The sequence below is a fragment of the Thermostichus vulcanus str. 'Rupite' genome, assembly GCF_022848905.1.
In the GTDB taxonomy this organism is placed as follows: Bacteria; Cyanobacteriota; Cyanobacteriia; order Thermostichales; family Thermostichaceae; genus Thermostichus; species Thermostichus vulcanus_A.
The window spans coordinates 1-26,428 of the sequence record NZ_JAFIRA010000016.1; the positions used below are offsets into that span (position 1 = coordinate 1).

The following is a 26,428-nucleotide window of genomic DNA, read 5'->3' on the forward strand; positions in this document are numbered from 1 at the left end:
CCAAGGTCAGGTTCTGAGTGTACTGGGCCAAGGCCAGCGGCAAGGACATCACCGAGTAGGCGAAGATGATCGGCATCACGCCCCCTTGATTCAGGCGCAAGGGCAGGTAGCTTTTCTGCTCCCGGAATAGCTTGTTGCCCACTTGACGTTTGGCGTAGACAATCGGGATCTTGCGGCTCCCCTCCTGCACAAACACGATGCCGACAATCGTGGCTAAAAATATAGCCGTCAGCAGAAGAATCCCCCCAATACTACTGCTATCAGCACGGGCCAAACTAATGGTTTGCCCTAGGGCACGGGGCAAACTGGCGACAATGTTCACAAAAATCAACAGGGAAGGGCCACTCCCTACCCCTCGTTCCGTAATCAGCTCCCCCAGCCACATCACAAACATGGATCCCGCGGCCAAGGCCAAGGTGGTGGAGGCCATAAAGGCCAACTCGTTGGTGGTACTGGCAAACTCGCGTACCCAGAAGGAAATACCAATGCCCTGGATGATGGCCCATGCCAAAGTGACATAGCGGGTGTACTGAGAAATTTGTCGCCGCCCCTGCTCCCCTTCATTTTTCTGCAGATTCTCCAAAGCCGGAATGGCTGATGTGAGCAACTGCATGATGATCGAGGCGTTGATGAAGGGCAGGATCCCTAGGGCAAAGATCCCCAGGGCAGAAATCCCCCCGCCTGAGAACACGTCCAACAGCCCGAATACAGGGCTATTGGCAGCTTCTGCTGCAAATCGGGCTCGGTCAATGCCGGGGATCGGGATATAAATACCGAGCCGTACCAGCAATAACAAACCCAGTGTCAGAAATAGACGACCGCGCAGCCCCGCTGCTTGAGCCATCTGCATAAACGTCTCTTGAGCAGAGGGAGTAGAACCTCGTGTGTCAACCATGGGAAGGAAAACCTCGCGGGAGCGAAAAAGGCAAGCTGGTGAGCTATTTACCACTCTACGCCTAGGGTAGGGCAGTCGGCAAAAACCAGCCGTTTCGGATAGAGATCATTTAGAGATCATCGGGCATTGAGAATCTGCACCTGACCTCCCGCTGCCTCGATCTTGGCTTGAGCAGAAGGGGTAATGGCTGCGGCACTCACCGTCAGAGGAACGTTCACCTCTCCGTGTCCAAGGATTTTCAAGGGGCCATCGTTGGTGGTGACGATCCCCAGCTCCATCAAGCTTTCTAGGCTGACCTGTGTACCGGAGGGCAGCTCTGACAGAGAGCGCAGATTGATTAGGGTATAAACTGGGCGCCGCGTGTAGCAGGGAAAATGCTTCAGCTTGGGAACGCGGCGATAGAGGGGGGTTTGGCCTCCTTCAAAACCGGGCCGAGTACTACCCCCTTTACGGGCCTTTTGTCCACGCATGCCTTTGCCACAGGAGGCTCCCTGCCCTGCAGCGATGCCACGACCCAGTCGCCGCCGCCGTCGAGTGGATCCCGCTTGGGGTCGAATGTCTTCCAGTCGCATGGTCACCTCTGCTTCACGGATTCACGTTGTTTGATCTTCATTTGCTAAACAGACGACGCACATCGATGTCTCGATCTTGAGCCACCTGTTCAAAAGTTCGCATCCGTCGCAAGGCATCGACGGTGGCACGGGCATTGTTGAGGGGATTACTGGATCCCAGTTGCTTGGCCAAGCTATTCCGTACACCCGCTAGCTCGAGAACGGTTCGTACCGCCCCCCCTGCAATCACCCCAGTACCGGGGGCAGCCGGCATCACCAGTACTGCCGCACCGCCCCCGGCCCCGCGCATGGGATGCGGGACAGACAGGCCGTTGGTGAGGGGCACATCGATTAAGTGTTTCTTGCCATCCACAACCCCTTTGCGCACAGCCCCGATCACATCATTGGCTTTGCCCACGCCAACGCCCACCTGACCGCGCTCGTTGCCGACCACCACTACAGCCCGGAAGCTCAGCTTTTTACCGCCTTTGACCACTTTGGTGACCCGGCGGATCTGGATAACCCGCTCTTGCCACTCGCTGGGTTGCTCTTCGCGATTTTTCTTGTTTCTACGACGCTCTCTCTGCTCAGCCATGTGCGATTATCCTCAGTGACACTTGGGATCCCTTGGGAATGTTTGCAACCTGTACCCTACTTCTGTAAACAGGATCCGAATTCCTCCGATCCCGCTTGCCGAAGCTGCCTTTAGAACTGCAACCCTGCCTCTCGGGCAGCTTCGGCCAAGGCGCGAATCCGCCCATGATAAAGCTTGCCCCCCCGGTCAAAGACCACTTGGGAGATGCCCACCTGTAAGGCCCGTTCGGCCACAGAGCGCCCAATCAGGGTAGCCGCCTCTTGTGTGGCAGTCCCGATTTCCCTTAACTCCTCTCGTAGCTCGGTGTCGAGGGTGGAGGCGGAGGCCAAGGTATGTTGAGCTACATCGTCAATCACCTGGGCGTAGATATGCTGATGGGAACGAAACACAGCCAAGCGGGGCCGCTCGGGGGTACCAAAGACTTTGCGGCGAATGCGCCGATGGCGGTGTTGGGTGGTGGTCTTGCGGTTGGTTTTCATGGTTATTTCTTCGCTTTCCCAGATTTACCTGCCTTGCGGCGAACTTGCTCCCCTTGATAGCGGATCCCTTTGCCCTTGTAGGGTTCGGGTGGGCGGATAGCCCGAATGCGTGCAGCGGTATTGCCCACCAGCTCTTTATCAATGCCCGAAACCACAATCGTGGTGTTGTTTTCAACAGCCATTTGGATCCCTGGGGGAAACGGGATCTCCACCGGGTTGCTGTAGCCAACATTCAAAATCAACTTGTTGCCCTGAATGGAAGCCCGGTAGCCCACACCCACCAGTTCCAGCTTGCGCTCAAACCCTTTGGATACCCCGTCTACCATATTGGCAACCAAAGTGCGGCAGAGGCCATGCAGTTGGCGGGCCGGACGAGACTCGTTTACCCGGCTAACGGTGAGCATCTGTGCCGCCTGATCCACCGAAATCAGGGGGGGCAAGCTGCGGGAGAGTTGTCCTTTCGGGCCCTTCACCGAGATCTGCCGACCTTCGATTTGGATCTCAACCTTGGCAGGAAGGGCTATGGGACGTCTACCGATACGGGACATGGGAATACTCCTGACAAGACAATGACTCAAATGACTTAATACACAAAGCAGAGCACTTCACCGCCAATGCCGTTCTTACGGGCTTCTCGGTCGGTCATGATACCGCTGGAGGTGGAAATAATGGCAATGCCAATGCCTCCCAACACGCGAGGCAGGTCTTTGTGGTTGCGATACACCCGCAGTCCCGGTCGGCTCACCCGCTTCAGGCCATTGATGATCGGTTTACGACCTTTGCCCTTGTACTTCAAGCGCAACACCAGCTGAGCCTGGATCCCTTCCCCCTCTTCCTTCCATTCGCTCACAAAGCCCTCCTCATGCAGGACGCGAGCGATGTTGCGAGTCATACGAGTTGCAGGGATCGCCACCGACTCGTGCCGAGCCATTGTGGCGTTGCGAATGCGGGTGAGCATATCGGCGATCGTGTCGTTGGTGTGGGCCATGGGTGGGTCGGTGCTCCTCGGGAGATCGGTCAATATAAGACGGGCGTGAACAGTTAACAATGATGCTAGGAGGTAAAGGGCATGCCAAATTCTTTGAGCAGGGCGCGACCTTCCTCATCGGTTTTGGCGGTGGTCACAATTGAAATATCCATACCCCGCAGCTGGTCAACAGAGTCGTAGCTGATCTCAGGGAAAATCAGCTGCTCTCGAATGCCCAGGGTGTAGTTGCCCCGTCCATCAAACGCTTTGGGGCTGACGCCCCGAAAATCCCGGATACGGGGTAGAGCAACATTGATCAAACGGTCGAGAAAAGCATACATGCGCTCCCGCCGTAGGGTTACCATCAACCCCACCGGCATACCCTTGCGAATCTTGAAGCTGGCAATCGCTTTCTTAGCACGGGTGATCACTGGCCGTTGACCCGTGATGGCACTGATCTCCGCGATTGAGGATTCCAGGGCTTTGGCGTTCTGGGAGGCATCGCCCAACCCCCGGTTAATCACAATTTTCTCAAGACGGGGTACTTGGTGGATGTTGGTGTAGCCCAGATCCTTCTGCAACTTGGGGAGGATAACTTTGGTGTAGTGGGTTTGAAGACGTTGGGGCATCGGGGTTTCTCCTTACGGCTCTGGGCTGGGTCAGAGCCAAACCTTTTGGAAGAGAAGCGGGTTAATCGAGGATTTCACCCGTTTTCTTGAGCACACGGACTTTGCGGCCATCGGCAGTGATTTGATAGCCAATGCGACTGGCTACTTCCTGTTTTTTGGAATAAGCCATCACCTTACAAACGGGAATGGGGGCTTCTTTGGTTTCAATCGTGCCGCTTTCCCCTTCCCGTTGGGGTTTGCGGTGGTAGGTGACGATATTCACACCTTCCACCAAAACCATATTGCGCTCGGGGAAGGCACGCAGCACTTCGCCAATTTTGCCTTTGTCATCTCCGGAGATTACCTGAACAGTATCTCCCTGCTTAATGCGCATCTTGTATCGCAGCCCATTGCGGTGCTTGCGAATACCAGGGCGTTCGGTCAATCGGCGAATTTGGCTGGGTTTCAGGGGACGAGCCATTACAGTACCTCCGGCGCTAGCGAGATGATCTTGGTGAAGTTTTTCTCGCGTAGTTCACGGGCCACAGGACCAAAGACCCGTGTACCACGCGGGTTACCTTCGTTGTTGATGATCACAGCAGCATTGTCATCGAATCGAATGCTCATACCATCGGGACGACGTACAGTATCCACGGTACGAATGACAACGGCTTTGACAACATCGGATTTTTTAACGGGCATATTGGGCAGGGCATCTTTGACGACCCCGATGATCACATCCCCTAAGCTGGCATAGCGGCGACCACTACTGCCCAAGACTCGGATGCACATCATTTTGCGCGCCCCAGTGTTATCAGCCACCGTCAACATGGTTTGCTGCTGAATCATAGTTTCTTCACCTCCCGTAGGATTTCGGCCACTTGCCAACGCTTGGTGCGGCTGAGGGGACGAGTTTCAGTAATCCGCACCAAATCTCCCTCTTGACAGCGCTCTTCCTCGTCGTGAGCCTTGAAGTGCTTGGTTTTAACGACGATTTTTCCGTACTTGCTGTGGGCAACTCGGTTTTCAACCGCTACGACCACTGTTTTTTGCATCTTGTTGCTGACAACAATGCCAACCTTTTCCCGAACAGCCATTATTCCTTCTCCTTAGGACGTTCGCCCCGCTTGCGTTCCCCTTCCACAGTTAACAACTGGGCTAGCTTGTGTTTGCGCAGCCGAATCAGGTGAGGTTGATTCAATTGCCGTGTGGCTTGCTGCAGACGCAGTTCAAACAACTCTTTTTTGACCGCATAGATCTCGTTGCTTAGCTCCTCATCGGATAGAGCGCGGGCATCAGCAATTTTTGGCATTGGCATGGCTTACTCTCCTTGGACGCTGGTAGCGAGTTCTACGGCCCCACGCTTGGCCGACTCTTCTTCCACAAAGTCTGCCTTAGTAACAAATTTGACTTTGATAGGCAGCTTTTGGGCAGCAAGGCGCATCGCTTCTCGAGCAATGGGCTCGGCGACACCTCCCATTTCAAAGAGGATCCGACCGGGCTTGACTACGCAAACCCAAAATTCGGGGTTACCCTTCCCGGATCCCATCCGAGTTTCAGCTGCACGCTGGGTAACAGGCTTATCCGGGAAGATACGAATCCAGATTTGCCCCCCCCGGCGAACATAACGGGTCATGGCACGGCGGCTGGCCTCGATTTGCCGAGCGGTGATCCACGCCGGCTCGGTGGCTACCAAGGCGTATTCCCCGAAGTTGATGCGATTGCCTCGGGTGGCTTTGCCTTTCATGCGCCCGCGCTGTTGCTTGCGGTATTTGGTACGTTTGGGGCTTAACATGGCCGTTCCTCAACTGTGAACCGATAGGGATCCCTGACAAACCCTCAAGCATCTGCTGCCGAGCGATCTTCGAATGTGGGTCGCCGCCGTTGTTGCCGACGTTTGGGCTGTTGTAGCGGGGCCTTTTGTTCAGGACGCTCCTGTCCAGGGAGAACCTCTCCTTTGAAGACCCAAACCTTGACCCCGATGATGCCAAAGGTGGTACGGGCAACGTGCTCGGCGTAGTCGATATCCGCCCGCAGAGTATGCAGAGGGATCCGTCCTTCCCGAGTCCATTCGCTGCGAGCAATTTCTGCCCCATTCAATCGACCGGCAATTTGGATTTTGATCCCTTGTACACCTGCCCGCTGCGCCCGCTGAATCACCTGACGCACAATGCGACGAAAGGCGATCCGCCGCTCCAACTGCTGGGCGATGTTTTCTGCTAGCAAGGCTGCTTCTGCATCGGCACGGGTCACCTCCACCACATTGATGCGAATCGCTCGCTCGGTGCCACCCTGGAGGCCGAGTTCCTTTTGCAAACCCTGACGCAAGGCGTCTAATCCAGATCCACCTCGACCAACGACCACCCCAGGCCGGGAGGCACGGACTTCCAAGTCAATTTGATCGGCTTTGCGCTCAATTTGGATATCCGCCAAGCCAGCACTGCTCAGTTGTTTACTCAAGTAGGTACGAATGTGCTCGTCCTCTTGCAACAAGGCCGGATAGCGAGCTGGATCGGCAAACCAGCGGCTGCGATGTTCTTTAATCACGCCGAGGCGGAAACCGTTGGGGTGGATCTTTTGTCCCATGGTGGTGTTGTTTGAAAGGTCAAGGGCTAGGAATCAATGCGGAATAGAAAATTAGGAGGCTGTTGCTGCTTCGGTTTCCATGGGCCGGACAGCAATGGTGATGTGACAGGTACGCTTGCGAATTTGGTAGGCCCGACCCTGGGCACGGGGCCGGAATCGTTTCAGCACTGGCCCCTGATCGGCGTAGGCTTGACTCACCACCAAGTCGCGGGGATCCAGTCCGTTGTTGTGTTCTGCATTGGCCACTGCTGAGCGCAGCACCTTGCGGATGGGTTCACAGGCGGCATAGGGCATAAACTCCAACAGGATCAGGGCATCGGCATAGGTGCGCCCACGGATTTGATCCAGCACCCGACGCACCTTGAAAGGCGACATACGGATGTAGCGAGCTACTGCTTTGATGTCAGATGAAGAATCAGCCATGATGCTCTCCTGTTGGGATCACTCTCCGATAGACTGCCCGCCTACTTCAGCGGCGAGACGCTTTTTTATCGCTACCCGCATGACCGCGGAAGGTACGAGTCGGGACAAACTCCCCCAGCTTGTGGCCAACCATCTGATCGGTGATGAAGAGGGGCACATGCTGCTTGCCGTTGTGAACGGCGATGGTGTGACCGATCATCACAGGCAGGATGGTGCTGGCCCGCGACCAGGTTTTTAGCATTTGCTTCTCATTGCGCTCATTCATCCGCTCCACTTTGAGAAGTAGTTTGGCATCGACAAAAGGGCCTTTTTTTAGTGAACGTCCCATGAGAACCTCGACAGTCTGGCAAGCGAAAAAGATCAAACTGATAAGTAGGCAGATAGGCTGCTATTGAGCTGCCCGTCCACCTTTGTTGCGACGGCCTCCGCGACGACGCCCCCGCACCACCAATTTGTTGCTGGCTTTGTTGCGTTTGCGCGTCTTGTATCCCAAGGTGGGTTTACCCCAAGGGGTAACAGGGCCACTGCGCCCAATCGGAGCCCGCCCTTCCCCGCCTCCATGGGGGTGATCCACGGGGTTCATCACTGACCCCCGCACTTTCGGGCGACGACCCAACCAGCGGCTGCGACCGGCTTTACCTAGGCTGAGGTTGCTGTGGTCAACGTTGCCCACTTGCCCGATGGTGGCGTAGCACTCAGCCCGAATCATGCGTACCTCGCCGGAGGGCAGCTTGAGGGAGACATACTTACCCTCTTTGGCCACCACCTGAGCCCCAGCCCCGGCAGCCCGGACAATCTGTCCGCCACGACCGGGATACAGCTCAACATTGTGTACCACGGTTCCCAACGGGATCCGCTCCAGAGGCATGGCATTGCCAATCTCAAAAGGAGCCTCAGGCCCAGCCACGATGGTGGAGCCGACCTCTAAATATCGAGGAGCCAGAATGTAGCGTTTTTCCCCATCTTCGTACTGCACCAAGGAAATGCGGGCGTTGCGGTTGGGATCGTACTCAACAGTTTTCACCAGCGCAGGGATCCCGCGCTTATCGCGACGAAAATCAATCACACGGTACAGCCGTTTGTGGCCGCCGCCCCGCCGCCGACTGGTGATGACACCCCGGTTGTTGCGTCCCTTTTTGCGATGGATAAATTGCAGCAGCGACTTTTCCGGTCGGTGGCGCTTACCGTTCTCGTCCCGAGACAGCTCCTCAAAACTGGAAACTGTCATTTGACGGGTGCTGGGGGTATAAGGTCGGAAGGTACGAATGCCCATGGTTGCAGCGGTGGTGGAGGACTTAGTGCACTTAGCTCAAGCAGGAAAGGATTGCTTAGGTGTCGGGGAAGAGGGTGATGGAATCTCCCTCGGCCAAAGTGACCACAGCCCGCTTAGGACGGGTGCGATAGCCGACGAAACGACCGACTCGCCGTTGCTTACGGGCCGGTTTTAAAGTGTTCACCGAAGTCACTCGTACCCCAAACATCTCTTCAACAGCTGCTCGGATCAAAGGCTTAGTGGCAGTGGGCATGACTTCAAAGGTGTACTTGCGCTGTTCCATCAGCACCGTTGCTTTTTCGGTGATGATCGGGCGCAACAGGACATCCGCCAGGATCCGCTTACTCTCGGTCATCGCTTTGCTCCTCCACTTCCGCTTCTACTGCCTCTACGACCTCTCCCGCTTCTACTGTTTCTGTATCTACTTCTGTATCTACAGCCTCTGTAGCAACAGCTTGGGCTGACTCGACCGCTACGGGAGTGGAGGGGGAATCTACAACTCCAGATGCAGTAGATTCGGATCCCCAACGGGCCTTGAATTGTTCCAAAGCAGAGGTGGTGATCAGTACCCAATCCACGTTGAGCAGATCAAACACATTGATTTGATCCAGACCAACCAACTTGACTCGAGCAATGTTGCGAACGGCCCGTTCTAGAGTTTCCGTGCGCTCTGGCACGATTAACAAAGCCGATTGATCTTCCATTACCCCCCACCGCAGCAGGGCTTTAGCCACCTCGCGGGTTTTGGGCGGATCCAGCTGGGCCAGGAAATCCTGCACCACAATCAGATCCTCCACCCGGCTTTGCAAAGCGGTACGCAGAGCCAGTTGCCGCTCTTTGCGGTTCATGGCCAGGTTGTACTCCCGCTTGCGAGGGCCGAAAATAACACCCCCCTTCCGCCATAGAGGGGAGCGAATCGAACCGGCACGTGCCCGCCCTGTCCCTTTTTGCTTCCAAGGTTTGCGCCCGCCACCCCGCACCTCAGCACGGGTTTTGGTGTGGGCATTGCCCTGGCGAGCATTGGTCATCTGCCGACGCACCGCCAAGTGGAGAATATGGGCAGCCGTTTCGGGACGAGCCACTTTCAGGCTCAGTTCCGCACTACCCACCGTCTCCCCTTGCCAATCTTTAACCACACAACTTGCCATTGTTCCCTCGTCTTTGCAGATGCTTAGCGGCTTCGGTCTCTACAGGGATCCCTTCCCCCTAGCGCTTGTTCCCCACTTGCTTGGCGGGGGTAATTTCCAACAGTCCACCCTCAACACCGGGCACGCAGCCTTTGATCAAGAGCAGATCCCGCTCCACATCCACTTGCACCAACTGCAACTTACGGGTCGTAACCCGAGTGGCTCCCAGCCGTCCTGCCATCCGCAACCCTGGAAACACACGACCGGGGGTCGTGCCGGCACCGATGGAACCCGGTTCACGATGGTTTTTGGAACCATGAGACATCGGGCCACGACCGAAGTGGTGACGCTTTTGGTTACCCGCAAAGCCTCGCCCAATGGAGGTGCCCGCCACATCCAGCAACTGTCCGGGGGTGAACATCTCTACCGTCAGGGACTGACCCAGCTGGTAACGCTCTGGCTGCTCAACGCGAAACTCGCGCAAATGGCGCAGCATCTGAGACACACCTGCTTTGTTGAGGTGACCCCGCTGCGGTTGGGTGAGGTGTTTCTCGGCAGTAGGCAAGTAGCCGACCTGCAGAGCGTTATAGCCATCAGTGGCTTGGGTTTTGATTTGCGTGACGGTACAAGGCCCTGCCTGCACCACCGTGACAGGAATGGCCAAACCCTCTGGAGAGAAGATCTGGGTCATGCCAACTTTTCTTCCAAGGATGCCAAGCACCACAAGAGCCTCCCATCGAGCCAACAGACTCGCCTTGATCAACTTGCATTTGGCTCAACGAGCCGGAGTTGGGTAGAGATACGCGCAGCAGCACCATCGGGTTGAAACCAACGCTGCTGAGAAGCTTCAAGGTGAGGGAATCACACTGGATCCCTAGAGAAAACAAAAGAGCACAACTGCTGCTGAGCTTCTTGCTTCAACTACCCCTGAGTTACACGCCAAACTGCTCTCTCAGACTGCTCGGACTTGCCTGCTAAAGAAGGCAGTATCCGGGATAGCAGTACCCTACAGGTTGCCGGAGATCTTCGCCGCAATGGGCAGATTCAATTGGCAACAGTAGTACATCATAGTGAAGTGAAGACCCCTTTGTCCAGATCTTGACGCAACAAATCTGCTCCTGTTGGGAGGACAGTATCGATGATGATAGCTCCAGCCCAGGTAGAACCATACCCTGAGGGGAAATCCTCTCGGTTTCAGAGTGTGATTGGATGGGCAGGCAGTGGCTTGACTCAGGCGTGCATCCAACGCTACTCGAATTTGCTGAAAACGGGAGCCGATTCAGGGCGGATTTTGTTTTTGGTGCGTAGCCAACGACAAGCGCGTGAGATTTTAGAACGTCTGCAACGGGAAAATAACTGCTTAGTGGGGCCGTGGCGGGTGGAGACTTTTTTGCAGCGGGTGGGACGTTCTTTGGCAGACCACTGGCCGCAGGTGCGAGCCGGGATCCCGCAGTTACCGGCCAGGTTTGAGCCGGTGCCTTTGGCCAAGGACTTGACCCAGTTTCTTTGTGCGCGGGTGTGTACCCTTTGCCCTCGCCATGGAGAAGCTTTTGCCAATATCGGCCTGAAGGAGTTTCAGGTTTGGGACCAAATCAGCAGTGCGGCCTATATTGCTGGGGCCTCTGGCTTGCCTGCCGAAGCGGTGGGATCCCGTTTGGCACAAGCTTGGCCAGAAGATGCCAGTGCCCCAGGTCGGGCAGAGGCTTTACAGGCCATGAGTTGTTGTGTGGGACGGTTGTGGGCGGCAGCTCTTGAGCTGGGATCCCTGGACTTTGGCTTGCAAATTCGTCTATTTCAGGAACATATTCTACCTCTGGCGGACTTTTGGGCGGAGTGGGATCACTTGATCGTGGATCAAGCGGAGGACAGTTGTGCTGTGGCCTTGGAATTTTATCGACAGGGCCAATCTCATCTGCAAAGCCAATGGTTTAGCTACACGATTGGGGGTGGAGCCTCTTTCACGGGAGTCCCGGAAGGGGTGGCCCGTTTTTTAATGGAACAGACTCAATTCCAGCTTCTTGAGAATAGCCATCGAGCCTCAAAGGGGATGATTCGGCTAGGGTTAAAAATCGCGCAGGTGCTGGATCCGCAGTTTTCTCATCCTCTGTCAACACCAGACCCTCATTGTGTTAGCGGGACGGATTCTTCCGAGTTGCCTTCCCTCCAGGTTTTGGAAGGAGAAACCCAGTTTGCGGCGGTGGAGGTGATGGTGGCCCAGATCAAAAACCTGCTGGCGGCTGGTGTTCAGCCCTCTCGCATTGCCATTCTTTTACCCCGTATGGATGCGGGGGTTAGCCTCCGTCTCCAGGAACAGTTGCCTGAGGCATGGCCGATTGCTCCGTTTCCGGCCTTGATTCGCTACCCTCTGGTGCGGGCAGTGTTGACGGTGGCGGAATTGGCCCATCCAGAGTGGGGTACTTTTCCCACTCTGCCAGAATGGCGGCTGATGCTAGGGCTGGTGCTGGGGCTGGATCCGATACGGGCGGCTTTGTTGGCCGAAGATACATTAGATCCGGTTGGACGTTCTTTACGCCCAAAAACGGCGATACGGCAACCGGAGCGGGTCGGGTTTGCCAACTTAGAGCGCTACCAAAAGCTATTCACTTGGTTGCAAGGGTATCGATCGTGCTCCGCAAGGGCCGGAGGGCCATCCGGATCCCCGCTGGCTCACTTCTTCCAACGGCTTTTTGCGGATCATCTGGCCAATGGAGTCACTTCGCCACAGGAACAGGAATTGCTGCAACTGTTGATCGAGGCGGCCCAACGGTTTCGGCAAGCCTTTCCCACTGAGACGGATCCCTCTTTTTTGGCCATGATCCGTTCGGGGCAAACCCCCAGTAGCAGTCGCTATGAGCCTAACTATTCCCAACATTTGGTTGTGGCTACACCTGTAGCTTATATCAATCGGGGGTTAGAGGCCGATTATCAATTTTGGTTTGATATCACCAATCCCAGTTGGTCCCGCTCTCTCTGGCACACCCTCTACAATGACCGGGTGCTCACCCCAGATTGGGACGGGGGGGTTTTTGATCCGGTTCAGGATTTACAAGCTCGGCAACAAGTTCTAGCCCGTACTTTACTCAATCTCTGTTGTCGGAATCGTCACGGCTTATGGCTGGTACGCTCGACCTTTAATTATCGGGGTGAGGAGAATACCGGTATTTTAGATCATCTAATTTTGAAAGGATTTCGGGCGATGGCACCTATTTGAATAATGACAGCCAGCTAACCAGAGAATGGGATCCCTGTAGACTGAGTTTGAGGAGGCATATAGGGCAACTCACAAGTAGGCGGATCCAGGGTTGAGATATCGGCCTTATCCCTTGTCCAGTAGGTCGGGCAGTCGGGAGGACTGGGAAGTGGAGCCGGAGAAGGTGTTGGGGTAGGTCTGGGGGTGGGTTGTTGCTCCAGTTGGCGGATCAGGTTCTCAAGATAGGCAAGAAACGTCACCTTCGTGTAGCCAGAACTAGGATCCAGAACAATCACTCCCTAATTGATGGCCTAGATGAGCGTTCTCGGGACAGAGGGCAACCGCAAACAGGCATTGAACACCCGACGTGGATCTGCCGTTAAAAGGCTCAGGAAGGATATCTTCCTCCACAAGTGTTGCACGATAGCTTAAAGGGAAAAAGGAAAGGGCCAGATATGATAATCTAGGCCCCACAAACAAAATATTTAGCAATGACTAGCTTAAGCTCTTTTCCGAGGATTGTCAAACCTCTACTGGCTAGCCTCCCTAGCCACGACTATCCGGTGATGAACACCCAATTGTTCGTCAAGATCTGGCTGACCTATATTTTCGATAAATCAGTCACAAGCCTGAGAGACCTATTCTTCCAACTTAACCACAGCGGTGTGAAAGGTAGTTTATCTTCATTCTCTAGAGCGTGTTCAAGCCGGGGATTACAGTCTATCAATCGCTTATTTGTGGAATTGCTCCATCAAGTTCGTCATCGATCCAGCCGAAAAGATGTGATTATCTGCCCCTTTGACTCAACAATAATTGGATTAACGAGTAAGCTCTTTTGGGCGGAGCACTATCATCAGGTCAAGCTGTTAACTTCATTAAATCAAGAGACACGAGCACCTAGCGAGTTGTTAATCCATTTTGGAGAGAGACATGACGCATATTTTGGGGAGTTAGTCTTAGGAATGATGAGAATGGCTTAGCAGTAGGGGATAGAGGGTTTGCGAGCAAAGAATTATTCAAGCAGTTTATCGACAGTGAAAATTTATTTCTAGTTCGCATCAATAGCCACTGGACTATCCATAATGATAGTTAATGATAGTTGCATTGATGTGGATGGGAAGAAGGTGAGGGTGGTTAGTTTTTGTGACCTAGAAAAGCGGACAGAGTATCGTTTAGCCACGAATGTGCCCCAAGAAGTGATGGGAGATGAAGAGATTATTGAAGCGTACAGACAGCGATGGGGAATAGAGCTGCTATGGAAGTTTCTCAAGAGCCATCTAAAACTTGAGCGACTTGCGACAAAGAGTGTGAATGGAGTAACGATTCAAATATACATGGTGTTGATAGAGTATCTAATCTTATTGATGATAGAAATTCCGAAAGTGTATGGACAGAAATTACTAGACAAGTTGAGATACATTCAACTGATTATCTATCAAGAAGGCAGTTTTGTGGCTTGGATAACCCGCATAGCTGGAGACCCTAAAATGTAAAGTATTGTGTCTGAATGCAACACTTATGGGTAAGAAGAGATTGCCCATTTATCTGTGCGGCATCGTTCGCGAAGCGTCTTTGCAGGAGAAACCGCTTGCTTGGCGCTCCTATCCCTCCGCATCCACAAGGGGATGCGGTTTCCCGGAGGTCACATGAATATCTATCGTCGGGTGATCTTCCCGCGGCTGTTGGATCTATCCCTCTCTGGAGAAATCGTGGGATGCTATCGGCGGGAGCTTCTGGCCAATGTGCAGGGGGCTGTTCTGGAGATTGGGTTTGGTACCGGTCTTAACTTGCCCCACTATCCGCAGCACGTCGAAAACATTACTGCGCTCGATCCTAACCCCGGTATGGGATCCCTGGCTCGTCGGCGCATCGCTTGTGCTTCTATTGCGGTCGATTGGCAGGAGGGGGATGCACAAGAATTGCCTTTCCCAAATCAAAGCTTTGACAGTGTTGTCAGCACCTGGACGCTGTGTAGCATTCCGGATTTGGCCAGGGCTTTGCAGGAAATTCAGCGGGTGTTGCGAGGAGGGGGCAAACTGTTTTTTCTCGAACACGGCCTCAGTGAGGATCCCGAGGTTCAGAGATGGCAAAATCGCCTGAATCCCATCCAGAAGGTGATCGCAGATGGCTGTAACCTGAATCGGGATATGGCCCAATTGATCCGTGAGGCAGGGTTCCAGTTTGAGGAACTGGAGCGATTTTATATGCCCAATGAGCCTAAGTTTATTGGCTACATCTATCGAGGCATCGCGATTCCTGCTCCCGCGAGGAAACCAGAGCTTAAGGAGGAAGCTGACAAACCGAGGTAGAGGCAAGTGCCAGAACTCATCCACTCAAGAGGGGAGTGTCAAGCATTGCTGACGAATCCTCGGGTAAAGCTTGTCCCATGATTTTGTGAGCACTCACTCTTTAGAGGCTTTAGAAGGGCGCTCCAGCCGGGTTTGATGAGGATCGGAAATCTCTGCCTTGACACTGCGAAAATCCACCCGTTCGGTGTAGCGGGCAAATTCTTCATCCGTCAAATTGGCACTGGCATAGTAGCCTGCTGTTACATCGCTGCTGAAGATGATGATGTCCCCGTGAACCAAATCGTGGCTCTGGCATCGGTGGCCGTTGACGGTGATGCCGTTGGTGCTGGGCTTGCCCTCCAGGTTGCCGTCGATAATGCGAAACCGGTAGCCCTTGCCCTGTGGCCCTGGCATACGCAGCAAAATGGCATGTTGGCGGGAGGCAAAGTTGGAATTGAGCAGGATGGCACTGGCGGGATCCCGTCCGATGGAATAAGTAGCGGCCTCTAAAGAGATGGTGCGCCGTCCCTTGGTATCTTCCACAACCAAGACATGGCGAACCTGTCGGCGTTGGCCCTGTGTATCGCTATCTTTGTCGAGCGGCACCACTATCACTCCTGGCAAAAGAATCGGATCCCACGCGGGTCGGGAATGTCTTGTTTGTATCATCATCGACGTTTGCCCCCCAAGCCATTAGCTTGATAGTGGCAGGCTCACAGGTGTCCAAGCGGTGATCCAGATCGCTTGGCCCGTCAGGTTTTGGCCAGATCTACCCAAGTTTGCCTTGACAAAGCAATACCTCTGAACATGTATTGAATTCTACGCCCTCCTCACAATCTCATGTCTCCTTTTCAGCGACGCACCGTACGGCTTTCGGTCATCGGCTGGGCCATGGCCCTGATTCTGATTGTGGCCGGTTGGGGATCCCTGCATCCTTGGGTTCCCCACCTGTTTGGGGTAGAAGCGCTCCAGGCACAAGCCCAAACTCAGGCCCTGCCAGAACCGGTTCGCCTGCAGTTGCCCCCCGGATTGGCGCGCTATACCTATGATCGCTCTGCTGGAGATTATCTGGAGGAGATTGACCTGCGCTTGCCGGGTGGGGCTTATGTGCAGTGGGCGATCTACCCGATTCCGGTTTACATCCAAGCGGATCACCCCCAGTGGAAAACCTTTGTCGAGCAGGCAGTGAAGGAATGGTCGGCTTATATCCCGATGAAGGTGGTGGCCAAGGAAGAAGATGCTTTTTACGGGCTGAGCATTTACCGTGTCCCTCCAATTGGGGGTGGGGTGGCGGGGGCGGCCCGTCCGGAGTTTTTCTTTGCTTCGGATGGCTCTTTGCAGCAGCGAGTACACATCATCATTGGGGAAGGACAGGGGTTGGCGGAAGTGACAGCGGTAGCCCGGCATGAAATTGGGCACGGCTTGGGGTTGTGGGGACATAGCCCGAATGTGCGGGATTTAATGTATGGCGGTCACCATGCGGCGGCCACAGGCAATCGACGGGTTTTACGGGTACCTAACATCACCAACCGCGACTTGAATACTCTGAAACGGGTTTATGAACAACCGACGTTGATTGGGCAAGTGTTTCCAGAAGCCTATCGCCGCTTGTTTTGAGGGTTCACTCCCTGTACCTGCAGATCTAGGGCACGACCAAGCCATTGATCCGCCCACATCAAGGCACGCGGAACATGGAAGCACCCTTTGTAGGGGCCACCCTTGAACCGTTGGGACACCTGCCCTTGTCGATCCAAATAGCCAAACCACTCTCCATACTCGGGATCCGGAAAATGGGCAAAAGTATAGTTTGCTACTTGCTCAAAACGCTGCCACCACTCTAGGGATCCCGTTATCCCATAGGCTGCCAGGGTTGCCACCATCGCCTCACAATGGGGCCACCACAGCTTCAGACTCCATTCCAGCTGCACCGGAGAATAGCCCTGCCGATCCAGAAAATAAAATAGTCCCCCATATTCTGCATCCCAACCGACAGCCAACGACCCAGCAATCATTTCCAGGGCCATCGTTTGCAGGGATCCCTCGGGATCCCCTGTCCGCTCCCCGTACTCCAGCAAAAACCAGCCCGCTTCAATGGCATGACCTGGATTCAGTAGCCGCCCTTCCGGGGTATTCAACAGAGTTCCATCCGCAGCCACCGTTTCCAAAACCAGGTTCAGCTCCGGGCGATGGTGCAGTCGGATGCGGGCCAAACACCACTGTTCCTGCTCTGGGTAGGATCCCGCCAATTCCCCGATCACATTCAGCAGGATCATCGGCACTGCCAACTCGCTTACCTCGGGGGATCCCGGCCAACGGGGACGGCCAGGCGGGATTGAATCCTGCGCCCAGTCGGTCTGACTCTGGCTCACCCAACTCCAGATGGCGGCAAACACCTGTTCCGCTTCCTGCATCAGGGTGGGATCCGCGAACAGACGAGCGCACTCCGCCAACGCCATCACATAAAAGCACTCGGAGAAAATCTTGCGCTGTAGATAAACCGGCTGTCCCTCCCGGCTCAGGCAAAAATACACCCGCTGATCCTGAGGACGATAGGCAAACCGACGCAAAAAATGCAGACCCAACGGAACGGCTTCCAGCCATCGCTGCCGCTCAGGGTGCTCGGGGTACATTCGGCAAAGGCGAGCCAACATCCACACCTGCCGCCCCTGTAGCCAGACGTATTTTTTGTCGTCATAGCGTTGGCCATTGCGATCCAGGCAATTGAAGTAGCCGCCCCACTGCCAGTCGAGGGAGTGATTGAGCCAAAAGGGGATGACCTGTTGCCAGAGTTCCTGTCGGATGCGCTGCTGCCAGGTTTTGAGCGAGGTGGACAAGTCTGTGGGCATCAGGGGGCTTGCTTCTGTAAACTCCATCATTTTCGTGACATCCTCCCGACGCTGACTCTACGTTCGCGCTAGCGGCGCGGAGCGCTAGTACAGCGCGGGCTTCCCAACCTCGCGGTTGGGCATTCCTGCCCCACGCCACTTGTCTAGGTCATAGACCCCCGACAGACCGACTTGGCAGGCGGTTTCCCTTCCCCAGAGTCCCTGGGCTACTACGTTCTCTAGTCCACGATGCAACACCATCTCGGCGGCGGCATGATCCCGATGGGTGCGATACCCACACTCAGGACAATAGTGCTCCCTGACTTCCAAGCCTTTACGCACAGTGGCAAAGCAGGATGGGCAGGTTTGACTGGTGCCGTTGGGGTTGACTTTAGCAAAGAACACTCCCCGTTTCCAGCACACCCATTCCAGCAAAGCGAGAAACTGCCCATGGGCAGCATCAACACAATCTTTCCGCAATATCCCCCGCACCAACCCTTTGGCGTTGAGGTCTTCGGCGAAAATGGTCTGCGCTTGGTCACACAGCTTATGAGCCGTCTTCAGATGAAAATCTTTGCGACGGTTGGCAATCCGATGGTGCATCCTAGCCACTTTCGTTTGCGCTTTCTCCCAGTTTTGCGACCCCTTCTGTTTCCGTACCGCTCTGCGTTGCAGCAATTTCAGCTTGCGGTGCATCGACCTGAAAAACTTGGGGCGCTCCTGGAAGCTGCCATCCGAAACCGTCAAGAATCGCTCCAATCCGAGGTCAATGCCGATGGCACGACCATGAATTGGAATGTATTGTAACCACCACGTACCACTGTGTACCCCGCACCCTAGACACCACTCGCACCTGCTTCACCTTGAACCCGTCAGGGATAGGGCGATGCAGGCAAATCGGCACTTCCCCAATCTTGGGCAGCTTGATCGTGCTCCGCACGGCGCGGAGCGCCATCATGTTGCCTTGAATAGGGTTTTGCTTGAACTGCGGGAACACAAAGGACTTGAATTGCCCCCACTTTTTGAATCGTGGGAACCCATACCCCCGCTTCTGAAACGCTTCCCAGGTATCGTGCAGTCTACGAATCGTAGTTTGCAAAACCTGAGAATGCACCTTACCCAAATGCGGGAATTGCTTCTTAGCTTGGGGCAGGTTGTTTTGCTGACGGTGGTAAGACGGGAATGGCTCGTCAGCGGGAATGATGTACTCCTTCTCCAACGAGCATCGGTCTAGCGGACACTTACGCGAAGCAATCCAGTCTTTGAGTTCGCGCAAAGCGTAGTTATACACGCCTCTGCATATCTCAAGCCACTCCAGCAACTGAGCTTGCTGCGTGGCAGATGGATAGATTCGGTAGGTGTAGTTCAGGGTCAGCATAGCTACAGTTTACCACAACTAGAGCGCGGTGGTAAATGCTTGCTTCGGGGGTATCGTTGGCTCAGCCTGCGCGAAGCGCATACCCCACTGCTACAGCAAGCGGCGAGACTCCGTCTTGCTACGCACGGCCCGTAGGGCTTTGTATCCCGACGCTATGCCTACGGCACGCTAGGCGAAGACCTTTCAGGTACAGCGCGGGACTTATGTTCTCGCGCTCTTAGGAGTTAAAACCAAAAGGGAAGTGCTGACGTAATCAACTAGGATGCAGGATTTTAGATGCTTTCAAGGACTGAGGCAGAACAATGCAGGCTAGGAATTTTGAGCTTCCAATCGCCTCATTGCATGAGTTTTGTCTCAGGGAGATTTAGTCCCAATCTAAGAAAGGCCTCATCCTCAGTTCAGACAGCATTGGTTTGATCAGAATATCAGGTTCACAGTTAAGCAAATCCAGGAAAGCCTTCCTAAGATTTTGAATTTCTTAAGGACTTGGTGCCATTCACTCACCCTCAAGGAGATTACCATGACCGCATTGTTTTTGGGCAATACCTACCCCTACACTCAGTCCAGCAACCGCTGCTCAACTTATAAAGGACAATTTCGTGGCATTGCGTTTGAAGTCAAGTCTGCTTCTGCTCAGCTCACTTCCAGTACTCCGGTTGTCTATCGAGGTGTGGCTCACTAAACCCTAAAGGTCTTATCAGGATTGGATCCCGAATGGTTTCACCCTCAGTTCGGGATCCCAATCCAATTTTTCAGATTGCAAAGTAGTTCCATTGGTTTAAATAAATCTCTGTAAACTAACCTATCTAGGATTAAGTCATGAGTAACCATGAGCTTCTCTCTTGGAGTGGATCCCTTTTGGGTGTGGGTTTGCTCTCCAGTTGGGGGCTGCTGCGGCTGTGGTATTTTTCCCGCATTCGCCGCCTACAGACGCAGGTGCAACATTCCAATGGCCAGCCAATGGCCAGCCATTACCCGGACGGGATCCCCGCTTTTTGGTGGGCAATCTAACAGAGGTTTATGGTTCAGCCAATCGGCTATCGGGTTATCTCAGTTTTCACGAGAATTTCGGCAAGATCGTACAAATTTTTTGGTTGTGGAAGCAGCAGATCTCGGTCGCTAGCTATGCCATGGCCCATCATATCTTGCAAGCTCGGGCGAGCCATTATCAAAAATATCACCCCAATGCCCTAACCTTTTTTACCGATGGTGGCCATTTTACCTTTGATGTCTTTTTTTTGGATGTGGTTATATTGGCGTTATCGAGATTGACTCAGCATTATTGCCATGCACATTGTGATCGACTGGATCACGGTTGGTCATTTGTATTTTCCCTGGTTTGAACCTTTTCAGCTTGCCTAGAAGTTCTGAGGGATCCTATTCATGGGTCACGGTCGAACGAGTGAGATAGGGAACTCTGCCTGTCGGTACAAATTGGGCGGCATGATCACAATGAACCGTCTGATCATCAAAATAGATATGTGGGCGAAAGGCTTTCAGCACCTCTCCTTTCGGCATTCCCCCTAAGAAAAAGGTTTCATCCAGGCGGACACCCCATTCCCGTAGGGTACGGATCACCCGTTCATGGGCAGGACTGCTGCGGGCGGTCACCAGAGCTGTGCGAATCGGGGATCCCTGACTGCAACCTTGGTTTTGTAGGCTGGAAATAGCTCGCAGTAACTTGGCAAACGGCCCTTCCGGCAACGGTTGACGCGCATTCTCTTTTTCGTGGGCGACGAAGGCTTCTAAGCCCTGTTCTTGGTAAATGCGCTCCGACTCATCCGAAAACAACACCGCATCTCCATCAAAAGCAATACGAATTTGTTGGATCTCAGTTTCGATCGGATCGGTTGGCTTCTCGTACACCAGCGCACTGGCTACCCCAGCATCAATGGCCGCCTGTACATCATCTTCGTAAAGGGATAGGAACAAATCCACACGAAATGCCTGCAAATAGGGGGCCAAAGCAGCTCCTCCAGTCAAAGCGGCACGGGTAATATCCAGCCCATAATAATCGATAGAATTGAAAATACGCAGACTGGTTTCAGCCGCATTACGGGACATGATTACCACTTCCGTTTGACGGGATCCTGGAGAGAGAGCATTGAGGCTCAGCAAGGCTTTAACTAAAGGAAAAGCGGCCCCAGGTTTGAGGATATACTGTTCGTTTTCCAGTTGGTGATCTGCGTAAGCGGCTAGCCCTTGAGTGCGGAAGATCTCATCTTCGTAGGAAAGATCAAAAAGAGCGCGGGAGGAGATCCCGACCACTAGATATTGACTGAGATCAACAGGCATTCTTATGAAACGGATCACAAAGAAACTGAGTTCTTTTTCATGGTACCCTGCACGAGGTCGCCTGACACATTCCGTTTTCCGTTCGCTCGGTTAGAATCATGAAGGATGAGTGAGGATTCCTATATCTTCTTGTATCCCTTGTATCTGGAGTAGAAGCGGCTCCTGCATGCAGCTTTTTTATTTTCTTTTCTATAGTGACATTCTCCCGACCTGACCCTAAGGGTTGTTGCTCCGCAACCCTATGTAAGCAGCGCGGGTTTCCCGTCACGCCAACCGCACGATCCGAATCCCTCAAAAGTTAACCTCCTGCCGTGAATTGGATCCTATGGGATCCCTGAGTGGCCCATGTCAGAGTCTCGCTTGCGCACTCGCTATCAACCTTCCCCCAATTGGCGGGATATGCGTTCGTTTCAATCTCCTGTGTCACTACTGGGTTACGGTTGGCGAGCGGTCGGGTTGGTGTGGAGAACCCACCGTTGGCTGACCTTGATCCTGGCAGTGTTGACGGTGATCTCAGGTTTATTACCAGCGGCCATCGCCTATACCGGCAAGCTGATCGTGGATGGAGTGGTATTGGCAGCTCAGACCGGGGAGGCGGTGGATCGACACTGGGCCCTGCGCTACGTGGCCCTGGAAGCTGGGATCCTGGTGGTACAATCGGCTACTCAGCAGGGGATGCAAACCTGTCAGTCCTTGCTGCGGGTGTTACTGGGCCAACAAGTGAATGTGCTGATTTTGGAGAAGGCCCTGACACTGGAGCTGGCCCAATTCGAGGATTCAGAAATTTATGACCAGATGACCCGCGCCCGCCAAGAGGCTTCTAGCCGACCGATCAGCTTGGTGACCGGTAGCTTTGCTTTGGCGAAGCATCTGCTCGCGTTGCTGACCTTGGGAGGATTGTTGCTCGCCTTTTCTCCCTGGGCGGTGGGGATCCTGTTTTTAGCCGCTTTGCCCAGTTTTATTGCTGAGACTCGTTTTGCCGGGGAAGCCTTTCGCATTTTTCGTCGACGCGCCCCAGAAACCCGACAGCAGGTGTACCTCGAAACCCTGATTGCCCGTGAGGATTTTGCTCGTGAGGTGAAGCTTTATCAGCTGGGGCCGCTATTTCTGGATCGTTATCGAGAGATCTTTCAGCGGCTGTACCAAGAGGGGCGGGATCTCACGTTGCGGCGGGGTTCCTGGAACTTTGGTCTGGGGGCACTGGGTACGCTCACCTTCTACGGGGCCTATGCCTGGATTGTTTTGGAAACGGTGGCCGGCAGGATCACACTGGGGGATATGACCCTTTATTTGACGGTTTTTCGCCAGGGCCAGACCACCCTTTCGACTCTGCTGGGATCCCTGGGGGGTTTGTATGAAGATGCCCTGTATCTCTCCAATTTGTATGAGTTTTTGGAGTTGCGGATCCCACCCTGCCTAGGGGGCGCCGATCATGGCCCGATTCCGGGAGATGGCATTCGCTTTGAGGGGGTGAGCTTTCGGTATCCTGGTAGCTCTAAACCGGCGCTGCAAAACATTACGTTGCACATTCGCCCTGGGGAAAAGTTGGCTTTAGTCGGCAAAAATGGCTCCGGAAAAACCACGTTAATCAATCTTTTGGTGCGGATGTACCCACCGGATTCCGGACGCATCACATTGGATGGCCTGGATTTGCAAAAGTGGGATCTGGAGGTACTTCATCGCCGCATTGGGGTGATTTTTCAAAACTTTGTCCGCTACCAGTTTACTGCTGGAGAAAACATTGGCTTGGGGGATGTCCAGCATTTACAGGAGCGCCCCCGCTGGTTTTTGGCTGCCGAAAAAGGAATGGCACGACCTTTTATTGAAGAACTGCCGCAGGGGTTCGATGCCCAGTTGGGCAAGTGGTTTCGGGATGGGGAGGAACTCTCGGGGGGGCAGTGGCAGAAGATTGCTTTGTCCAGAGCTTTTATGCGTTCTCAGGCGGATATTTTGGTGTTGGATGAACCCACTGCTGCTATGGATGCCGAAGCAGAATATGAAATTTTTGAGCGCCTGCATGCCCTCACCCAAGACCAAATTGCCATCTTGATCTCCCATCGGTTTTCCACCGTGCGCATGGCGGATCAGATCGCGGTGATGGAGGAGGGGCGCATCGTTGAGCAGGGATCCCATGCCGAGCTGTTGGCCTTGGGAGGACGCTATGCCCATTTGTTTTCCCTACAGGCGGCAGGGTATCAATAGCCTCCCCAGCAACCGAGCTCAATACCAGCTCAATACCACTGCCAAAACAGTTTGCCCACTTGCGTGATCCAACCGCCTTGGTCAGGATAGGGAGCGGCAGCCGCGGTGAGGGCAGTCGTGGTGAAAACCACCCGTGTGGAAGTCAGTCGAGCTCCTTTGAACTCCTTCAAAAAGGGCAACTCTGCAAAACCCAACAGGGATCCCAGAGAGGTGTAACCATAGCCAAGATTGCGGTGCGGCAAAGGAGACACCAGCTTGCGCCAGCTCCGCTCAGCACTGAGGGGGGGATCCTGCAAGGCCGCTTCCAAAACCGCCAGAGAAGAAGCCAGATAGCAGTACCCATTCCGGTCAACGTGATAGACCTGGGCCAGCAACGGGGGCGGTTCCGGGATCCCTTCCAGGTTGTCGGGGATAGCCTCTGCCAAAGGGGACTGACCGGCAGAAAAAGCACTCACTTCCGGTTCTGAGATTGCCAGGATCGGAGCCTCGGAGCGATAGGTCGATTGGGTGGACTGGGATGCTGCAGGGGAATCGGGTTCAGCCCCCTCCTGCTTCACCGGTTTGGCCCAAGCTGTTGCTGTACCTTGGGCCATGGGAATGGAAACCACCTGCCAGCCTTGGGCTTGCACGGCCTCTTCTAAAGTAGTGCTCGATTCTGCTGGGATTTCGCTCACCAACAACCAGGAGGGATCCGCTTCTTCGGTTGGGGATCCCAGGCGGGCTAGGGCAAATTCTCCCCTTTTCGGCAACAGGGGCTGCCACTCCAGATCCACCTGGGTGGCCAGCGTGCTCAGCCACTGACCGGGATCCACCTGTAACCCCAGCGAGCCGATAGAAAGGGGTTGAATCTGACCCAAGCTGCTCCACACCTGCGCCAAGTTTTGCCCGGAAATCAAGGCCGAGGTTTCATCCGGCAAGTGTTTGAGAATCTGCGGGCGAAAGGCTTCCGTGCTCGGTAATGAGAACCCTGGCCGGGCATGCCAAAGGGCCGCGCTTTGGGCCACTAGGCCCTGAAAATTCAGCCCCAGAGCCAAGCCGACCGCCTCTAACCTGAGCGCCTGGTCCTCTCCGTCCGGCAGAGCAGGATTGACAGCAGGGGAGCCGCCGTTTCGCCAAAAGGCCCAACCCACATGCGCCTCCTGCAACGGCTCGATCACCTGTTGAAACTGTGGCTGAGTCACCAAAGACAGCTGCGGCAGCTGCCAGGCATCGATCGCCTGCCGGATGGCGGCGGCTTGCTCCGCCAGCAACACATACCGTTCGCCAAACATCGCTGCGGAAAATCCATCCAACCGCGGCAACGGGCTAGATACCACCTGAATGCCTTTGTAGGTTTGGACCTGCACCGGGATCCCGGCCAAGCTCTGCCGTTCCCACAACAGATTCAGCTCAAATTGTGCGGCTGCTGGATTACGGGTTTCTAAAGCAACCAAGGTGCCCAACTGGGGCAACTGGGCTAGGAGCGTGCTCTGCCCCAGCCAGGGACGAACTTCCCGCTCAAAATCAAGGGATCCCCCGGCCAGGATGGATCCCAGCCAAGCGGGGCCTTGGGGTGAGAAAAACTCCCGCCAGCGCTGACGAGTGGCCCGTCGTTTTGCAGGGGGGGTAGCGGCTTGCAAAAAGGCTTGCAGATCCTCGAGGGGGGTAGCCAGCACCAGCATCGCCTCCGTAGAACGGGGGGCTAAACCCACAATCGGCGGCAAATCGGGGTGAGCCAGCAGCAAAGCCACTGGACTTTGGGTCAGCAGCCACGTCACAACCCATACGGTCATGGCCACCAAAAGCCCCAGCCCAATCAGGATCCCGCGTAAGAGTCGCCGTTGCCCCATAGCCCTATTCCCCAGACACAAGCCTGTGCCGTCCTGCCCTTAGCAAGCCAATGCCAACAGGTGAGCGGTGCGTAACCATCTTACCTGTGAGGGGGACTGTGCTTATGCCCAACCTTCCTCCCCCTGGCCTAGGTGCCAGGTGTGGGTGCTGGCGGATCGGCTTCCTCTGACGCATTCTGCAACATCCAGGCCAAATTATTGCCCGTCACTGCCCCATTCAAAACGCCCCGCACCAACAACAAGGCCACCACAGCCCAAACGTTTTCCGGCAAGTTCCCTAGAATCTGCTCAGCCAACTGACCTAGCCCAAAGGCTGTTACCCAAGTGGCCATCCATAACCACACCGTTACCCGCGAGGCAAACTGACGCAACACCAACCACTGCGCCAAACCGAGAATGGCTCCGGCCACCCCGACTCCCAACCAAGCATTTCCCGTTTGTTGCACCAACCACAGGCTGGCGCCAGCCGCGGCTGCCCAACCCAAAGATGTAGCCCCAACCCAAGCCACAGCTCGCTCTGTTGTCGCCAAAATTTGGGATCCCAAGGCCACCCCTTGGCCGATTCCCACCCCCAAACCGCGGGAGAAGCCCAGCAGCAACCCCAATACCCAAAGTGGGGGACGAAAAAACTGTGTCAACAGCAACACCATCAGGCCGAAAAGGACTAAGCCAGCCCCCTGCCCCAGTAGCGTGGCCAAAGTCCATTCCAGCCAAAATCTCTGCCAACGGGATCGCAGTACAGTCATGGGAGCTTTCCTCCGAATCAGATGGCCAAGATGTTCCCATCAAGATGCCCCTATGATAAGCGGCGGATTTTGCCGATCGGTTCGAGCTAGGGATCCGTCGTGGAGCCGGACATTGAGTCTCAGGGCTTACCGATCTGGGCCATGGCTGGGACAACCCAGCAGGTTGAGTCC

General features: G+C 54.6%; 33 protein-coding genes and 1 pseudogene. 8 read left to right on the top strand and 26 right to left on the bottom strand.

Going from position 1 to position 26,428, the window contains the following annotated elements; translation table 11 throughout:
• From secY to rplC, 19 genes are all read right to left on the bottom strand, one after another.
• Nucleotides 1-895, bottom strand: an 895-nt coding sequence (gene secY, locus JX360_RS07685) for a preprotein translocase subunit SecY (protein ID WP_244350071.1), incomplete at its 3' end; no start/stop codon positions are given.
• 116 nt (nucleotides 896-1,011) lie between these two features.
• Nucleotides 1,012-1,467, bottom strand: coding sequence for a 50S ribosomal protein L15 (gene rplO / locus JX360_RS07690; RefSeq protein ID WP_244350072.1), 456 nt, complete (start codon nucleotides 1,465-1,467; stop codon nucleotides 1,012-1,014).
• Between the two features lie 37 nt (nucleotides 1,468-1,504).
• Nucleotides 1,505-2,041, bottom strand: a complete 537-nt coding sequence (gene rpsE, locus JX360_RS07695) for a 30S ribosomal protein S5 (RefSeq protein ID WP_244350073.1) — start codon at nucleotides 2,039-2,041, stop codon at nucleotides 1,505-1,507.
• Between the two features lie 110 nt (nucleotides 2,042-2,151).
• Nucleotides 2,152-2,520, bottom strand: coding sequence for a 50S ribosomal protein L18 (gene rplR / locus JX360_RS07700; protein WP_244350074.1), 369 nt, complete (start codon nucleotides 2,518-2,520; stop codon nucleotides 2,152-2,154).
• A gap of 2 nt (nucleotides 2,521-2,522) precedes the next feature.
• The gene (gene rplF, locus JX360_RS07705; protein ID WP_244350075.1) at nucleotides 2,523-3,068 is read right to left on the bottom strand and encodes a 50S ribosomal protein L6; all 546 of its coding nucleotides are present in this window, start codon (nucleotides 3,066-3,068) and stop codon (nucleotides 2,523-2,525) included.
• 35 nt (nucleotides 3,069-3,103) lie between these two features.
• Complete coding sequence (rpsH, locus tag JX360_RS07710; protein WP_244350076.1) at nucleotides 3,104-3,508, bottom strand: 30S ribosomal protein S8; 405 nt, start codon at nucleotides 3,506-3,508, stop codon at nucleotides 3,104-3,106.
• A 65-nt stretch (nucleotides 3,509-3,573) separates the two neighbouring features.
• Nucleotides 3,574-4,116 carry a 50S ribosomal protein L5 gene (gene rplE / locus JX360_RS07715; protein WP_244350077.1) on the bottom strand — a complete coding sequence of 181 codons (543 nt, stop codon included), beginning with the start codon at nucleotides 4,114-4,116 and terminating at the stop codon, nucleotides 3,574-3,576.
• 61 nt (nucleotides 4,117-4,177) lie between these two features.
• Nucleotides 4,178-4,576 carry a 50S ribosomal protein L24 gene (gene rplX / locus JX360_RS07720; RefSeq protein ID WP_244350078.1) on the bottom strand — a complete coding sequence of 133 codons (399 nt, stop codon included), beginning with the start codon at nucleotides 4,574-4,576 and terminating at the stop codon, nucleotides 4,178-4,180.
• On the bottom strand, nucleotides 4,576-4,944 hold the full coding sequence (gene rplN, locus JX360_RS07725; RefSeq protein ID WP_244350079.1) for a 50S ribosomal protein L14: 369 nt from the start codon (nucleotides 4,942-4,944) through the stop codon (nucleotides 4,576-4,578). Before rplN ends, rplX begins: the two co-directional genes overlap by 1 nt.
• Entirely contained in the window at nucleotides 4,941-5,192 is a 252-nt protein-coding gene (gene rpsQ, locus JX360_RS07730; RefSeq protein WP_244350080.1) for a 30S ribosomal protein S17, read from the bottom strand. Before rpsQ ends, rplN begins: the two co-directional genes overlap by 4 nt.
• Nucleotides 5,192-5,413, bottom strand: a complete 222-nt coding sequence (gene rpmC, locus JX360_RS07735; protein WP_244350081.1) for a 50S ribosomal protein L29 — start codon at nucleotides 5,411-5,413, stop codon at nucleotides 5,192-5,194. Before rpmC ends, rpsQ begins: the two co-directional genes overlap by 1 nt.
• Nucleotides 5,414-5,416: 3 nt before the next feature.
• Nucleotides 5,417-5,890, bottom strand: coding sequence for a 50S ribosomal protein L16 (gene rplP, locus JX360_RS07740; RefSeq protein WP_244350082.1), 474 nt, complete (start codon nucleotides 5,888-5,890; stop codon nucleotides 5,417-5,419).
• A 44-nt stretch (nucleotides 5,891-5,934) separates the two neighbouring features.
• Entirely contained in the window at nucleotides 5,935-6,681 is a 747-nt protein-coding gene (rpsC, locus tag JX360_RS07745; protein ID WP_244350083.1) for a 30S ribosomal protein S3, read from the bottom strand.
• Between the two features lie 51 nt (nucleotides 6,682-6,732).
• Nucleotides 6,733-7,104: a 50S ribosomal protein L22 gene (gene rplV, locus JX360_RS07750; protein WP_279611339.1), complete on the bottom strand. Its 372-nt coding sequence runs from the start codon at nucleotides 7,102-7,104 to the stop codon at nucleotides 6,733-6,735.
• Between the two features lie 46 nt (nucleotides 7,105-7,150).
• Complete coding sequence (gene rpsS / locus JX360_RS07755) at nucleotides 7,151-7,432, bottom strand: 30S ribosomal protein S19 (protein ID WP_244350084.1); 282 nt, start codon at nucleotides 7,430-7,432, stop codon at nucleotides 7,151-7,153.
• A 60-nt stretch (nucleotides 7,433-7,492) separates the two neighbouring features.
• On the bottom strand, nucleotides 7,493-8,377 hold the full coding sequence (gene rplB, locus JX360_RS07760; RefSeq protein WP_244350085.1) for a 50S ribosomal protein L2: 885 nt from the start codon (nucleotides 8,375-8,377) through the stop codon (nucleotides 7,493-7,495).
• A 55-nt stretch (nucleotides 8,378-8,432) separates the two neighbouring features.
• Complete coding sequence (locus tag JX360_RS07765; RefSeq protein WP_244350086.1) at nucleotides 8,433-8,732, bottom strand: 50S ribosomal protein L23; 300 nt, start codon at nucleotides 8,730-8,732, stop codon at nucleotides 8,433-8,435.
• Nucleotides 8,719-9,525 carry a 50S ribosomal protein L4 gene (gene rplD / locus JX360_RS07770; protein ID WP_279611340.1) on the bottom strand — a complete coding sequence of 269 codons (807 nt, stop codon included), beginning with the start codon at nucleotides 9,523-9,525 and terminating at the stop codon, nucleotides 8,719-8,721. Before rplD ends, JX360_RS07765 begins: the two co-directional genes overlap by 14 nt.
• A 58-nt stretch (nucleotides 9,526-9,583) precedes the next feature.
• Nucleotides 9,584-10,228 (bottom strand): 50S ribosomal protein L3, encoded by a 645-nt coding sequence (gene rplC, locus JX360_RS07775; RefSeq protein ID WP_244350087.1) that lies wholly within the window; start codon nucleotides 10,226-10,228, stop codon nucleotides 9,584-9,586.
• Nucleotides 10,229-10,642: 414 nt separating this feature from the next.
• Here rplC and JX360_RS07780 point away from each other — a divergent pair, with 414 nt between their 5' ends.
• The gene (locus JX360_RS07780) at nucleotides 10,643-12,715 is read left to right on the top strand and encodes a hypothetical protein (protein ID WP_244350088.1); all 2,073 of its coding nucleotides are present in this window, start codon (nucleotides 10,643-10,645) and stop codon (nucleotides 12,713-12,715) included.
• A gap of 14 nt (nucleotides 12,716-12,729) precedes the next feature.
• Here JX360_RS07780 and JX360_RS07785 read toward each other — a convergent pair whose 3' ends face one another.
• Nucleotides 12,730-12,954, bottom strand: a complete 225-nt coding sequence (locus JX360_RS07785; RefSeq protein WP_244350089.1) for a hypothetical protein — start codon at nucleotides 12,952-12,954, stop codon at nucleotides 12,730-12,732.
• 822 nt (nucleotides 12,955-13,776) lie between these two features.
• On the opposite strand from JX360_RS07785, the gene JX360_RS07790 reads away from it, so the two are divergent.
• Both JX360_RS07790 and JX360_RS07795 read left to right on the top strand, forming a co-directional pair.
• Entirely contained in the window at nucleotides 13,777-14,187 is a 411-nt protein-coding gene (locus JX360_RS07790; RefSeq protein WP_244350090.1) for a transposase, read from the top strand.
• Nucleotides 14,188-14,340: 153 nt separating this feature from the next.
• Entirely contained in the window at nucleotides 14,341-15,003 is a 663-nt protein-coding gene (locus tag JX360_RS07795; protein WP_244350091.1) for a class I SAM-dependent methyltransferase, read from the top strand.
• Between the two features lie 93 nt (nucleotides 15,004-15,096).
• On the opposite strand, the gene JX360_RS07800 is transcribed toward JX360_RS07795, so the two are convergent.
• Nucleotides 15,097-15,597 (bottom strand): FHA domain-containing protein, encoded by a 501-nt coding sequence (locus JX360_RS07800; RefSeq protein ID WP_244350147.1) that lies wholly within the window; start codon nucleotides 15,595-15,597, stop codon nucleotides 15,097-15,099.
• Nucleotides 15,598-15,822: 225 nt separating this feature from the next.
• On the opposite strand from JX360_RS07800, the gene JX360_RS07805 reads away from it, so the two are divergent.
• On the top strand, nucleotides 15,823-16,599 hold the full coding sequence (locus JX360_RS07805; protein ID WP_244350092.1) for a hypothetical protein: 777 nt from the start codon (nucleotides 15,823-15,825) through the stop codon (nucleotides 16,597-16,599).
• Here JX360_RS07805 and JX360_RS07810 read toward each other — a convergent pair.
• On the bottom strand, nucleotides 16,581-17,858 hold the full coding sequence (locus JX360_RS07810) for an AGE family epimerase/isomerase (protein WP_244350093.1): 1,278 nt from the start codon (nucleotides 17,856-17,858) through the stop codon (nucleotides 16,581-16,583). The genes JX360_RS07805 and JX360_RS07810 overlap by 19 nt on opposite strands.
• A gap of 54 nt (nucleotides 17,859-17,912) precedes the next feature.
• Nucleotides 17,913-19,185 (bottom strand): annotated as a pseudogene (locus tag JX360_RS17870) (RNA-guided endonuclease InsQ/TnpB family protein).
• Nucleotides 19,186-19,705: 520 nt separating this feature from the next.
• Between JX360_RS17870 and JX360_RS07825 the strand changes: the two are divergent.
• From JX360_RS07825 to JX360_RS07835, 3 genes are all read left to right on the top strand, one after another.
• Entirely contained in the window at nucleotides 19,706-19,867 is a 162-nt protein-coding gene (locus tag JX360_RS07825) for a hypothetical protein (RefSeq protein WP_244350096.1), read from the top strand.
• A gap of 137 nt (nucleotides 19,868-20,004) precedes the next feature.
• Entirely contained in the window at nucleotides 20,005-20,196 is a 192-nt protein-coding gene (locus tag JX360_RS07830; protein WP_244350097.1) for a hypothetical protein, read from the top strand.
• Nucleotides 20,181-20,528 carry a cytochrome P450 gene (locus tag JX360_RS07835; RefSeq protein WP_244350098.1) on the top strand — a complete coding sequence of 116 codons (348 nt, stop codon included), beginning with the start codon at nucleotides 20,181-20,183 and terminating at the stop codon, nucleotides 20,526-20,528. Before JX360_RS07830 ends, JX360_RS07835 begins: the two co-directional genes overlap by 16 nt.
• Before the next feature lie 34 nt (nucleotides 20,529-20,562).
• Here JX360_RS07835 and JX360_RS07840 read toward each other — a convergent pair whose 3' ends face one another.
• Nucleotides 20,563-21,480, bottom strand: coding sequence for a 5'-nucleotidase (locus JX360_RS07840; protein WP_244350099.1), 918 nt, complete (start codon nucleotides 21,478-21,480; stop codon nucleotides 20,563-20,565).
• Between the two features lie 345 nt (nucleotides 21,481-21,825).
• Here JX360_RS07840 and JX360_RS07845 point away from each other — a divergent pair, with 345 nt between their 5' ends.
• Nucleotides 21,826-23,682, top strand: a complete 1,857-nt coding sequence (locus tag JX360_RS07845; RefSeq protein ID WP_244350100.1) for an ABC transporter ATP-binding protein — start codon at nucleotides 21,826-21,828, stop codon at nucleotides 23,680-23,682.
• Nucleotides 23,683-23,711: 29 nt separating this feature from the next.
• Here the strand turns inward: JX360_RS07845 and JX360_RS07850 are convergent, their stop codons facing one another.
• Together JX360_RS07850 and JX360_RS07855 are read right to left on the bottom strand one after the other, a co-directional pair.
• On the bottom strand, nucleotides 23,712-25,511 hold the full coding sequence (locus JX360_RS07850; RefSeq protein ID WP_244350101.1) for a DUF3352 domain-containing protein: 1,800 nt from the start codon (nucleotides 25,509-25,511) through the stop codon (nucleotides 23,712-23,714).
• A 128-nt stretch (nucleotides 25,512-25,639) separates the two neighbouring features.
• Nucleotides 25,640-26,257: a hypothetical protein gene (locus JX360_RS07855; protein ID WP_244350102.1), complete on the bottom strand. Its 618-nt coding sequence runs from the start codon at nucleotides 26,255-26,257 to the stop codon at nucleotides 25,640-25,642.
• Between the last annotated feature and the right edge of the window lie 171 nt (nucleotides 26,258-26,428).